This window comes from Paenacidovorax caeni, assembly GCF_001298675.1.
Classification (GTDB): domain Bacteria; phylum Pseudomonadota; class Gammaproteobacteria; order Burkholderiales; family Burkholderiaceae_C; genus Paenacidovorax; species Paenacidovorax caeni.
Genome location: NZ_CYIG01000066.1, coordinates 1 through 12,423, shown reverse-complemented (window position 1 = coordinate 12,423; position 12,423 = coordinate 1). Strand labels below are relative to the sequence as shown.

At 57.8% G+C, this 12,423-nt stretch carries 7 protein-coding genes and 2 pseudogenes; 5 read left to right on the top strand and 4 right to left on the bottom strand.

Going from position 1 to position 12,423, the window contains the following annotated elements:
• Positions 1 to 349 precede the first annotated feature (349 nt).
• Positions 350 to 1,708, top strand: a complete 1,359-nt coding sequence (locus BN2503_RS17710; RefSeq protein ID WP_054257935.1) for a replication initiation protein — start codon at positions 350 to 352, stop codon at positions 1,706 to 1,708.
• 54 nt (positions 1,709 to 1,762) lie between these two features.
• On the opposite strand, the gene BN2503_RS17705 is transcribed toward BN2503_RS17710, so the two are convergent.
• A complete protein-coding gene (locus BN2503_RS17705; RefSeq protein ID WP_054257934.1) occupies positions 1,763 to 4,402 on the bottom strand; it encodes a phospholipase D-like domain-containing protein in 2,640 nt (879 codons plus the stop codon).
• Positions 4,399 to 6,021: a hypothetical protein gene (locus tag BN2503_RS17700; protein WP_054257933.1), complete on the bottom strand. Its 1,623-nt coding sequence runs from the start codon at positions 6,019 to 6,021 to the stop codon at positions 4,399 to 4,401. Before BN2503_RS17700 ends, BN2503_RS17705 begins: the two co-directional genes overlap by 4 nt.
• A gap of 180 nt (positions 6,022 to 6,201) precedes the next feature.
• On the opposite strand from BN2503_RS17700, the gene BN2503_RS17690 reads away from it, so the two are divergent.
• A protein-coding gene (locus BN2503_RS17690; protein ID WP_233495122.1) for an IS3 family transposase occupies positions 6,202 to 7,298 on the top strand; the annotation gives its coding sequence in 2 pieces (ribosomal slippage) (positions 6,202 to 6,454 and positions 6,454 to 7,298; 1,098 coding nt in all).
• Positions 7,299 to 7,577: 279 nt separating this feature from the next.
• Here BN2503_RS17690 and BN2503_RS17685 read toward each other — a convergent pair.
• Positions 7,578 to 8,285: pseudogene (locus BN2503_RS17685) on the bottom strand (DNA cytosine methyltransferase); the annotation flags it as partial.
• A gap of 36 nt (positions 8,286 to 8,321) precedes the next feature.
• On the opposite strand from BN2503_RS17685, the pseudogene BN2503_RS17680 reads away from it, so the two are divergent.
• A pseudogene (locus BN2503_RS17680) lies at positions 8,322 to 9,547 on the top strand (IS256 family transposase).
• Positions 9,548 to 9,681: 134 nt separating this feature from the next.
• Here the strand turns inward: BN2503_RS17680 and mads1 are convergent.
• Positions 9,682 to 9,888: a methylation-associated defense system helix-turn-helix domain-containing protein MAD1 gene (gene mads1 / locus BN2503_RS17675; RefSeq protein WP_054257936.1), complete on the bottom strand. Its 207-nt coding sequence runs from the start codon at positions 9,886 to 9,888 to the stop codon at positions 9,682 to 9,684.
• Positions 9,889 to 10,991: 1,103 nt separating this feature from the next.
• On the opposite strand from mads1, the gene BN2503_RS20265 reads away from it, so the two are divergent.
• Both BN2503_RS20265 and BN2503_RS17665 read left to right on the top strand, forming a co-directional pair.
• Positions 10,992 to 11,612, top strand: coding sequence for a ParM/StbA family protein (locus BN2503_RS20265; RefSeq protein WP_139235559.1), 621 nt, complete (start codon positions 10,992 to 10,994; stop codon positions 11,610 to 11,612).
• Positions 11,609 to 12,423 (top strand): IS5 family transposase (locus BN2503_RS17665; RefSeq protein WP_054257929.1); only part of this gene is annotated, 815 nt, incomplete at its 3' end. The genes BN2503_RS20265 and BN2503_RS17665, both read left to right, overlap by 4 nt.

Genomic DNA, 12,423 nt, shown 5'->3' with positions numbered 1-12,423 from the left:
GGTGCCTGTGACTTCCTTGACCGAGCCAAGGTGAGCTTTTGCAGGGATGGACGGCGTTCATACGTATGAACCTGTGGTGCCTGTGACTTCCTTGACCGAGCCAAGGTGAGCTTTTGCAGGGATGGACGGCGTTCATACGTATGAATCTGCGGTGCCTGTGACTTCCTTGACCGAGCCAAGGTGAGCTTTTACAGGGATTTTTGGTCGTGAGACCTTCATGGTGAGTCTTTACAGGGAGCGGTAGCGAAAGCTGCAGTGTGGTGAAAATGGTGCATGTTGCTACTCACCATACCAAAAGGTGAGGGCGGTGTTTCACCTTGGGATATGATGGTGAAAGCACACATTCACCATGGCGACCTCTCGAAAGTCCAAAAGCAGCCGCACCGCGCTGGCTCTTGTCCCCAGCGGGCAGGAGAACATGAGCTTTCGCAAAACCAATGAAGCCATTGGATTGCGTTTGCGCGAGGGACGGTTGTCGCTCTTGTCCCGCAAGATCCTTAACGTGATGTTCTATCATGCTCAGAATCTCACATTGGGCCAAAACGCGCCTATCGACTCGCCGGTCAATCGCAAGTACTTTTGGGTTCCATTGCCCGAGGTTGCCCATGATGCTTCGTACGACAGCAAAGACACGGCGTTACTCAAAGAGCACATCGAAGAGCTGCAAAACATCAAGCTTCACATGGAGGACGAGCATCAGTGGACCAGTGAGCGATTAGTCTCCTCTGTCAAGCTCGTCAATCCTTCTGGATTGAACAAACGTGGGGGAACAGTGTGGTTTGGTTACGCCTTTCCTCCAGAGGTGTTTGAGCTAGTAAAAAACCCTGGCACGTACACCAAACTATCCATCTATTACCAAGGGATGTTCCGTGCGGGTGCTTCCCTAGCGTTATACGAAATTTGCAGACGCTATGCCACTAACCCTTCGCACAAGACAAGCATCGAGAGCTACGAGTACTGGCATGGGGCACTGACAGGCACTCCGGTTGGAACTGAGCTCAGTCCCTACAAGTATTTCAAGCGTGATGTGCTCAAACCAGCGCTGGCGGAAATCAATGCCACAACGGACATTGAGTGCGCCCTGATTGAGCACAAGCGCGGTCGCAAGGTTGAGATGTTGCAGTTTGAGGTGCGCCTAAACAAGCAGCCCTCGTTAGATTTCCCGGCCCCTCCTGTGATCAACAGTGCTCTGATCGAGGCACTAGGGCGCCTGGGATTTAGCGCAAACGATGCCAAAGACATCTGTGCCAGTAATAACGTCGAGAAAATCGAGTCGACCCTTGCCATGGTGCGCGAGCGTATGCGTGCGCCTGGCAGTGCACCGCTGGATGCTCCTGCGGCCTACTTTCGTTGGGCTTTGAAGAACGCGCACAACATTGCCGTGCGTGCTTTGACACAGGAGATCTCCCCACCTCCGGCAGCACCTTCCAGTGAGCAGAGCAATTTGGAACGTTTTTTAACTGCCAGGGCGCAGGATGCGATTAATGTGTACAAGGAACTGCCTAGTACCGAAGTACATAGCGTCATGGAGCGTTTCCGCAGCAGCCCAGTCGCCAAGAATGTACGTACCAGCAAAGGGCTAGAACATCCCATGGTGCGATCCCTTTTTGGACGTTGGTACGCATTGGAGCTGTGGGGAGAGCCGACGGCGGAGGCTTTGGATCTGTTCTTGCAGCAGATGACCATCGAGGCGTCTGGGAACGCCTGAGAGTGGCCACCATGACTTGCGGATGGTTGACGCAAGGAAAACCGGCTACCTTGATTAGATAGCACTCCTGCGGGTTGCTGCGAGCTCACGCGATGTTGGCTGGTGCATCTGTTTTTCCATCCCAGTAGAAACTGCCTGACGAAGCTGCAGAATCTTGCCGGCCAGCAGAGTGTTCCGGCCGGTCAGATCAGAAACATTGACGTAGTAGCCGTTCATCACATTCTTTTCCTTGCCTCGCAGCCGGACCTTTATAGACTGGCCTGCTTTCGATGACACATCCTCCAAGCATATTGCCCATCCGACCTTTTCTCGCCAGAGCAAATCACCGACCTTGTGCGTGATACCGCGCTCGCCCTGCTGGCGCAGTTCCGCCTCCCAGACTTGCCTCAACTCGGAATCAATTTCCTCCAGCAGCCGTGTCACCGTTGGTGCAACCTCGGCAAGATAAGACCGCGCGTCGTCGATGCGAATTCTTCCGATGAGCGCCGCGACTCTTGCTGGCACGGCGGAAGCCAGTAGCTGGGGGGCAGTAAAAACCTCACGCAGGGCGACCGCTTTGTCGATGAACGTGCCCACGCCCTGCCAGCTGGAATGGCCTAGTGTGGCCACAAGCACCATCCACAGCGTGCCATCCCCGACCACCTCCTCGAAAGTCGAATGTTGATCGCTATCGGCATAACGCTGTTCGACGGTGTGCAACAGTCCGCCAGGCCCTGAAGCCTTCCCTCGAAAGAGGATCGAAAACACTTCCAGTGCCCATTGCTCTGCAACCTCGGGTTTCACCCATCCCCTGCGTTGCCCGCGCATTGCCACCGCAAGCGGGAATGAAACCGCCTGCACCATCTGAGTCGCCGAGCACCGTTCCGCGAAGCCCGCCGAAGACATCTCGGTGAGGAAAGTGGATATCTGCGCCGCCAAGCGATCCCGAAAACGGTCCTCAATTGGCACGGGGTTGGAGGTGGCCGCCGTCCTCTCGGTGAGCTTCTTGGGATCACCTTTCTCATCATCGGGCAATTGCCCTTCGTCGATCTCCTCGTCTTTGGTCGCGACCGACCCTGCACTCTCTTCCGCTTCCCCGTCAAAGAGCAGGCGAAGAATCCCGGTCAGCGATAGGGATGCCACCGGCGCAGCCGATCCGAAATTCGGCAAACCCTCGTGGTGTTCCTCCAGATGAACGATCAAATCGGCCGGATTGACCGGCGCGGCCGGAGTATCGTCCTTGGACTCTTTGCTGCGCGCCGATCCGAACCCCGGGTCACGGAAAGCTGCCGTGTCGTTGAACAAGGCGTGCGCGACTTCCTGCAGTTCGTCGAGCATCTGACGTTGCTCTGTCGATGTGGCGTTACGTTCCAGCCCCTTGAATGGCTCCAGTAGCCGTGCCGCGTGGCTGGCGTGCTCGAGAGCGGCAACGTCATTTACCCATCTAGGCAGCGTTATCCATCGCTCAGCGCCTCGGAAGATTTCCACACTGGCGAACACCGTCGCAGCAGCGAGCACCCCTGGAAGATCGCACACCCAAGCCCCGGCAGCACCTTGCAGGGGCTGCATTGAAAACCGAAGTCCCCCGACCACCAGCTCAAGCTTCATACCTGCTTCTGGCGCAGGCGAGATTTCCGCCTGCAAACGATGCCCTGCGCTATCCCACTGCAACGACTTCAAGCGGAATACCTGTGCAGCGGCATCCGCCTCGTTGGCATTGAGCGACCTCGGTAAAAGCACATCGACCGGATCGCTTGCTGGTGCTGCAAAAACGTTGAGCACGCCAGCAAAATCATCGGGAACTGGCTGATCGTAGGCGACGAGCGTTTCGATATTGCCGCCTTGATCCGGTGCCAGCAGCCAAGCAGCGGCAGAACAGTTGGCCGAGCCCATGACAGCAGCCGGCCCATCTGGACCATCGAACCAGTAAAATTTCGCGTGCATGGCACGATCTGCCGGTGCGGGAATGATGCGCAGCTTGAGGGGCAGATCCGCCAGTTTGTCGGGATCAAAACTCGCCAACGACGGCGTGAGTGCAATCGTGGCCTGTTGAACGCCGAAGATCGAATGCGCCCAGCGCAGGAAGGCACCGGATTCGTCTGTCGATCCGGTCAGTATCTTCACCTCGTCGAATCGTCGCCCAGTCCAACGCTGCGCGAGTGCCGGCGCTAATGCGCGCCCCTGCCTGCTGTGCAGCACGACACTTTCCGTGGCGGGCGCGACGGGCGTCAGGCTGAGCCAAGGCACGTCCTTCATGCGCCGCACGGCTTCGTACTCAAGTTCCCCGCCACACCAAGACAAGACGCTGTCGAGGAAGGAGTGCAGCCAGCCACCCTTGTCGGCGTGTTCTGGCCCCACCATCCAGGCGGTGCCAAGTTCCTGATTGCCACCCCATCCCGAACTGGTCACATTGCCGCTGCCCAGCAGCACCATCCCTTCTTTGGGGCCAAGCCGCAAAAACACCTTGGGATGGAACGCGCCCGTGTGGTTCGCACCGGCAAGCAGGTAGTGCTTGCCAAGATGCCAGAGTTGCCCGGCCGCCGACTGCGTCGACGCATCGATCTGCGCTTGATCGCCGAGCACAAGGATGTCGCTCGACCTCCCTGCCCACAGATCGGGCAACACCACCTGCTCGAAAAAAATCGGATCGAACGAGTACGTCAGCAGCAAAGCCTTGTGATACGACTGCTCGCGGCAAAACAGGCGGGGGTTCATGCTGCAGCCTCTTCGGCCAACACCGCGAAGGCCCGCTTCAGCACCACATCGCCATCGGCCGTGATGCCCCCCGCGTCAATCAGCTTGAGCTGACCGAGCCAGCCCAGGGCTTGCTGAATGCGCGATGCGGTGCGCCCGGCGGTAAAAGATTTGCCCCGCGAGAACCACTGATTTCCTTCGGCGGTGAGCAGCGCCACATCCCGGCGCAGATCGACCTGCAAGCGCGACCACGTGATTTGCAGATGCTGCTGCACCGTCCGGTAGGCAAGTTCTGCGGCGACCTCGCGCAGCGGACGATCCTCGCGGTGGAAGCGCTCCAACTCGGGCAGGATGACATCGCGCAGGCCCAGGCGCCGCCACCCCTGGTACGACAGGCTGCCGGCTTGCGGATTGTTTTCCCGCACGGCATCCGCCACCCGGGCGGCGGCCAGCACCCACGCCACGACAGCCAGGGACAACGCACCCGCCCCTGATTTCAAGGCGCGTTTGTACAACAAAGGTTCGCCCAGCGCATCGGGCCAGCGCTTCACGCCCTGGCTGCTCACGCTATCGGCGGAAACGCGCGCATCGATACGTCGTTGAAGCTCCCGGAATGACAGGGACGTCACCGACTCGGCGGCACTCAGTAAACCTAAGTCGCGCAAGGCAGAGTCGTGTTCTTCAACGCGTTCCATCAACGCCCCGACGACATGCTCTCGCGCCAGACCGGCCAGGCTGCCCTCCGGACTGGCCATGATCTCGCTCATCACAGCCGCCAGCACCGCTTCCTGGGTAACGGCGATGGCATCGCGCACGCCATAAAAAGTCCAGCCTACCGCGACCTGATCGAGTAGCGGCTCACCAAAACGGTTCATCGAGCAGGCAGCGTCGAACAGATCACCTTCCGTGGGCCGCGCTTTCTTTTTGGCCGCCAAGGCCAGCAGGGCGGCGTAGGTGCCGACACGCGCCCGCTCCTTCGGCAGCGGCTTGGCTGGCACGATGGCAGCCAGCAACAGTTCGCGCTCGTCATCGGGGATCTGGTCAATGCGGGCGACGGCGCCCAGTTCACGCAAGTCATCCAGCGCTGCCTGGGTCAGTTTGGGTTCGGACACCAAGCGCTCGAGTAGCGGAATACGCGCCAGCCGTTGCTGCACCGCGAGTGCCAAAGGGAGGCCCCGGGTGTCCACCAGCGCCGGAACCAGGTTGTCCCGTGTCTTGCTCAGTCCCAGTTGATCAGAGGGGCCGGTGTAAATCGTGGAAGCCGGAGACTTGACCAAAGAAGAGACTTCCACATGTGGTGTACCAGCGTCGAGGTGTACCAATGCCTGATCAGCCCCAATCAGGCCGCTGATCGTCCGATCCTGCGTCAGATTGCCGAGCACCAGCGCGGACTCGATGCGCGCCGCAAAATCCGTATAGGTTTGCCAGTCGTCCGCTTGTCCGGTCTGGCCGTAGCGATGAACCAGCCAAGCGCGAAACGCCAGATAGCGGACCGATGGCGTCACCGTGGTCACACCATCGAGCAAGGTTCCGCCGATGAACTGGACGGGTAAGCGCATACCCAGCAGATCTAGCCCGCCGGTGATTTCGGCCCCGCTGCGCACCCAGTCCGGCGGTTGAAGGTTCTTCGCGATACCCACCAGCTTACTCCTCGCAAGAGTCAGACACGTTGCCCGCCTCAATCTGTTTCGCCCAAGAAAAAGGGCCCGGAGATTATCCGAGCCCTTCAATTTGGTGGTGCTAGGACTTCCTAAGAGTGAAGTCCCCTTGAAAACCTGAACCACCCGGAAGTAGAGAATTCCCCCAGACGGAGTCTCTACATGAAGAAATCCAGATTCAGCGAAGCGCAGATAGTCGGCATCCTCAGGGAGGTCGAGATGGGTGCCAAGGTCGGCGAGACGTGCAGAAAGCACGGCATCAGCGAGCCGACGTACTACAAGTGGAAAAGCCAGTTCTCGGGCATGACGGTCTCGCACCTGGCCCAACTGCGCCAGCTGCAGGACGAGAACACCAAGCTCAAACGCATGTACGCCGACCTGGCGCTCATGCACCACGCGCTCAAGGACGTCGTTGAGCGAAAGCTCTAACCCCGGAGCGTCGCGAGATGGTCGTTCAAGCCCTCATGGCCGAGCACGGCATGAGCCAGCGACGGGCCTGCCAGGCCAGTGGTATCGCCCGCTCCACACTGCGCTACCGGCCCGTTGCACGCGACGACTCCGGGGTCATCACCTTCATCCAGGCCCACATGGCACTGAACCCGCGCCACGGCTTCGGCTTGCTGTACGACAGTGCCCGCCACCAGGGCAAGCCCTGGGGCAAGACGGTGCTCTGGCGGGTGTACTGCGAGCTGCGGCTGAACCTGCCGCGGCGCGGCAAGAAACGGCTGCCAGCGCGCATCAAACAGCCTCTGCAGGCCGCAGGCCAACCCAACCAGGGCTGGAGCTGCGACTTCATGTCTGACGCGCTGTGGTCCGGCCGACGGTTCAGGACCTTCAACGTCATCGACGAATTCAACCGCGAAGGGCTGCGCATCGAGGTCGACACCAGCCTGCCTGCTGCTCGCGTCATCCGGGCCCTGAACGAACTGGTGGAGGTGCGTGGTGCGCCACTGTCGATTCGCCTGGACAACGGTCCCGAGTTCATCGCCCACGCCCTGGCCCAATGGGCGCAGAGCAAGGGCATTGCCCTGCAACACATCCAACCTGGCAAGCCGACGCAGAACGCCTATGTCGAACGATTCAACAAGACCTACCGCACCGAGGTGCTCGACTGCTACGTCTTCGATTCACTGCAAGAGGTGCGTGACATGACGGCCGACTGGCTGCACCGCTACAACCACCATCGACCCCATGAAGCCCTTGGCCGAATCCCTCCGGTCGAGTACCGTGTCAAACTGTTCCCCAACCTCTACTTCTGACTGGCCCAGGAATTCGAGGGGACTTCACGTGGAATAACCCCGCGAAGCCCTGATAGAGAAGACCAAGTAAACAAAACCCCGGGAATAAGGAGGAAAACAAGACGCCCGAGGTGCACTCACGCCGCGATGAACTTGGCCATGAGGGAGAACAAGGGGGATTGCTGACTTGCGTCCATGGATAACAACTTCATGGTTCTTGGTGAAGCAAGAGACGAGGGGGTAGACAAGAAAGGGCGGGCAAGAGAGAGCAGGGCAAGCCAAGGAGTGGTGCTATGAGGCCTCCGGCCAGTCGCGCCACGTGCCGCCAGGCTTCGATACCTTGATGCGTTTGAGATTCTTTTCTGACAAGGTAGATGAAACGTGCAGCTTGTCTCTCGGTGCTGCTTCACCTGCGCTCAGTGCGCGCAGGCGACCAATCGCCTGCCTCACGGTTTTGGGCTTATCGATCGTAGGTTCGATCATCCTGATGTCGCCATGCCTTGATGCCAGCAGAACCATGCGGCGGCGAGTTTGTGGCACGCCGTAGCGGGAGCTGTCGACGACATCAAACCAGACGTAGTAACCAAGTCGCTTGAGCGTGTCGACAAAGTCGTGAAACACCTCGTGCTTGGCAACGGTCGGGACGTTCTCCATCGTGATGACATCTGGTCGAGTGCCCTTTGCCAAACGAGCGAACTCGTACAAAAGCCCCCATTTGCCATCCTTGCCATCTAGCTCATAGCGTTGCGCATAGGTGGAGAAAGGCTGGCAAGGTGCGCAGCCTGCCAAGACACGCAAATCGGCGTCATCGAAAAGCTTGGTGAGTTGATCGACGGTCAGCTGCTTGATGTCCGTCTGAATAAATTTCCCAGGATTGTTAGCCTCGTAGGGAAACGCACATGCCGGATCAAGATCAATCCCGGCAACTACTGGAACGCCTTCTTTCACAAAACCATGCGTGAGGCCACCCGCGCCGAGGGTGTGCAGAATTTTGTGTAAACGGACAATCAACCGCCGGCGCAAGCCGGCTAGTCCGTAAACACAATGAGCACCAAGAAACACGACATTCCTCAAGAACTCTTGTCCAGCCTGCTGGCCAACTACAAGAAACCTGAAGACCTGATTGGCGAGAATGGTCTACTCAAGCAATTGACCAAGCTTCTGGTTGAGCGAGCATTGGATGCCGAGCTAACCGAACACCTCGGTCACGAGCGTAACGAGACCGTCTCCAATGTAGCTGGCAACACCCGTAACGGCAAAAGCAAGAAGACGCTCAAGGGCGATTTCGGCGAACTGTCTATCGCGGTGCCCCGTGACCGCCACAGCAGCTTTGAGCCCCAACTCATCCCCAAGCACCAGACCCGCTGGGCAGGCTTTGACGACAAAATCATCTCGCTGTATGCCCGAGGTATGACGGTGCGCGAGATACAGGCGCATTTGGAGGAGATGTATGGCACCGAAGTCTCGCCCAGCCTGATTTCCTCAGTGACCGATGCCGTGGCCGACGAGGTCAAGGCCTGGCAGGCCAGGCCCCTAGAGCCCATCTACCCCATCGTCTACCTGGACTGCATCCATGTGAAGGTGCGTGAAGGGGCTGTGCGTATCAAGGCGGTGTACCTCGCCATTGGTATCACCATGACGGGTGAGAAGGAAGTATTGGGCTGTGGCTGTCCCAGAGCGAGGGTGCCAAGTTCTGGTTGCAGGTGGTCACTGAGTTGCGCAACCGCGGCGTGCAGGACATCTTCATCGCCTGTGTCGATGGGCTCAAGGGCTTTCCTGAGGCCATCGAGGCGGTGTTCCCCAAGGCGGTGGTGCAGTTGTGCATCGTGCACATGGTGCGCCACAGCCTGAACTACGTCTCGTGGAAACGTCGCAAAGAGGTGGCGGCCGACTTGCGCCGCATCTACACAGCCGCTACCGCCGAAGAAGCTGAACTGATGCTCGGGGAGTTCGAGCAGCGCTGGGATGCCGAGTACCTGCCCATTGGCCAGTCTTGGCGTAGGAACTGGAGCCGCCTGACGCCCTTCTTTGACTACCCGCCCGAAATCCGCAAGGTCATCTACACCACCAACGCCATTGAGTCAGTCAACATGAGCCTGAGGAAATTGACCAAGAACCGAGGTTCGTTTCCCAGTGACGAGGCTCTGACCAAGCTGTTCTATCTGGCTCTGCGCAACATCAGCCAGAAGTGGACCATGCCCATCCGGGATTGGAAGGCTGCGCTGACGCGGTTTACCATCGAGTTCGGAGACCGCATCTCCGTCAATTGAAGTCCGAACCGTTTACACAAAAATTCGGACACGCCCCCCGCGCCACAAAACAGATCAACACATGCAATCTTCTTCACACATTTCTCCTGATCGCTAGCTCAACAATGCCGCACGTAGCGCTCCTTCGAGCGGACTTATTCATTCACCAGCTTCCCAGTGCGTAGTCTGTCTATCGCACCGTCCTCTCGTACCCAGGCGTCTACGTCTTCCTTCTTGAACTTCCAGAAGCGACCAACCTTGTGTCCCGGCATACCTTTGGAGGTGACCCAGGTGTAGATGGTGTCTTTGGCTACGCCGAGGTAGTCGGCGATTTCATCGACAGAGAGCCAGCGGTCGTCCATGTTTGCATCCAAGCAGAATGTGCTGCGCCCCAATGGCAGCAACTGAGCCAGTGTATGCAATTGTGGTCAGGTATAAAAGGTTCGATTTGGGTTCGTTTGGGTTTGGTCGGGTTGAGCGGGTTATTTAGTTGATTGTTCCTGGAGTGAGCAGGATTGAGGCCCGAATTTGCTTCGGGTTGTGGATATCAACTTTGGTGCCCCAATGACAAACGCCCGGCTTTGCCGGGCGTTTCCATATCAGCGATTTGCAAGTACTGAGAATATTTGCAAGTTCAATGAGAACCTACACATACAGGCCTTCAATCAACCCCTCAATGGCTTTGACGCCATCCTCGAACATGTCCATTTTTACCCCGGCACATGCACCTAGTTACTGTGGGTGCATCTGCCCCCCACATGCACCCAGAGAACTTGGCACTGGTTTTCATCTTCAACAAGAAAAAGCAGGCAGTCTTCCCTCTGAAAAATGCCATGAACCCTAATAGGGTGCATGTGGGGGGCAGATGCACCCGGTAACCGGGTTCATGGAACATAGCAGAGGCGCAAAAAATGGCGCACGATGAGGGGCACATGAACCCTAATAGGGTGCATGTGGGGGTCAAAGTGCGTGAGCATGAAAAAAGTGGGGGTAGAGGCTGGATTTGCATTTCTCACCCCAGATGAGCCCTAATAGGGTGCATGTGGGGTGGCAGCTGCACACGGTAACCGGGCGCATGGATCCTAGCTGTAGCAACACAAAATGGCGCACGCTGGGGTGGCACATGAACCCTAATAGGGTGCATGTGGGGGGCACAGTGCGTGAGCATGAAAAAAGTGCGGGGAGAGGCTGGTTTTACATATCTGACCCCAGATGAGCCCTACTAGGGTGCATGTGGGGTAGGAAATGATCCAACTTGCGGCCATTGCTGGCACCAGTGTCAAGCCTTGCTTGAAGCTCCACGCACGGCCAGATTGAGCGACTAGGAGGCGACAGAAAGGCGACAAGAGATGGATGGCAGCCCAGGTTTGGATGCCACTGGGAGCACACTGAGAGTTCACTGGAAGTACACAGCCTGCAAATAATTGCTGTGGAATTGCAATTCCTAATTTAGCAAGGGATTGCAATGAACATCGTTGGGCTTGACATTGGGTACTCTAATTTGAAGCTGGCATACGGCCGCAGTGACGAAGGCATACAAACTGCCATTCGCCCCGCTGGGGCAGCTCCAGCTGACCGTTTTGGCACGCGGTTTGACGGCAAGGATCAGGACGATTTTTTGCATGTTCTTGTCGATGACATGCCCTTTATCGCTGGGGTTTCTTTTGATCGCGCTGAAATGTGGGAGCGCTCTCTTCATTCTGAATACCCCCGCACTCCCTCCTATAAAGCGCTTTTCCACGCTGGATTGCTTCTTTCTGGCATGAATGAAGTGGATGTGCTGGTGACTGGTTTGCCGGTAGACCAGTACAAGGATGAAGCACGTCGTGCCGAGTTGGAACGGCAATTCATCGGCAAGCACAAGATTACACCTAAGCGCACTGTTGAGATTGCCCAAGTGAAGGTTGTTGCTCAGCCCACGGGCGGCCTTTTCGACATGATCAGTCAGGATGATGAAGAAAATCCTGCAATTGATGAAGATGCCCGTATCCTGGTGGTCGATCCTGGCTTCTTTAGGGAAATCCTGCAAAACCTCCCCTTCTGTTTGGTAGGTGTCAGCAGGCCGTGGCATCGTCTCACCGCATGAAGCAAAGCAGCCTTGATCTGAACCTGAGCACCAAAAAAACCCGCAAGCAGCAGTTGCTCGATGAGATGGAATTGGTGGTTCCCTGGGCTGCGTTGGTTGAACTGATTGCGCCGTATTACCCCGAAGGCAAGAACGGTCGCCCGCCCTTTGCACTGCAGACCATGCTGCGCATCCATTGCATGCAGCAGTGGTTCAGCTTGTCGGACCTGGGCATGGAGGAAGCTTTCTTTGACACCCCGATCTACCGCGAATTTGCCCAGCTCGATGCCCATGGCCGAATGCCTGACGAGAGCACCATCCTGCGCTTTCGCCACCGGCTGGAGAGGCACAAACTGGCCGACCAGATTCTGGCCACGGTCAATGAACTTCTGGCAGCTCAGGGCCTGCTGCTCAAAGCAGGCACAGCCGTGGACGCCACATTGATCGCAGCGCCTAGCTCCACCAAGAACAAGGACAAAAAGCGTGACCCTGAGATGCATTCGAGCCAAAAGGGCAATGAGTGGCACTTTGGCATGAAGGCCCACATTGGCGTGGACGCAGACTCGGGCCTGGTGCATACGGTGCGCGGCACCTCGGGCAACGTCTCTGACGTCGTCGAGGGCAACAGTTTGCTGCATGGTCAGGAGACAGACGCCTTTGGTGATGCGGGCTACCAAGGCGTGCACAAGCGCCCCGATGCCCGCCAGGACGTCACCTGGCATGTGGCGATGCGCCCGGGCAAGCGCAAAGCGCTGGACAAGGAAAACAACGCCATTGACGCACTGATAGACCAGCTGGAGAAGCTCAAGGCCAGCATCCGAGCCAAGGTGGA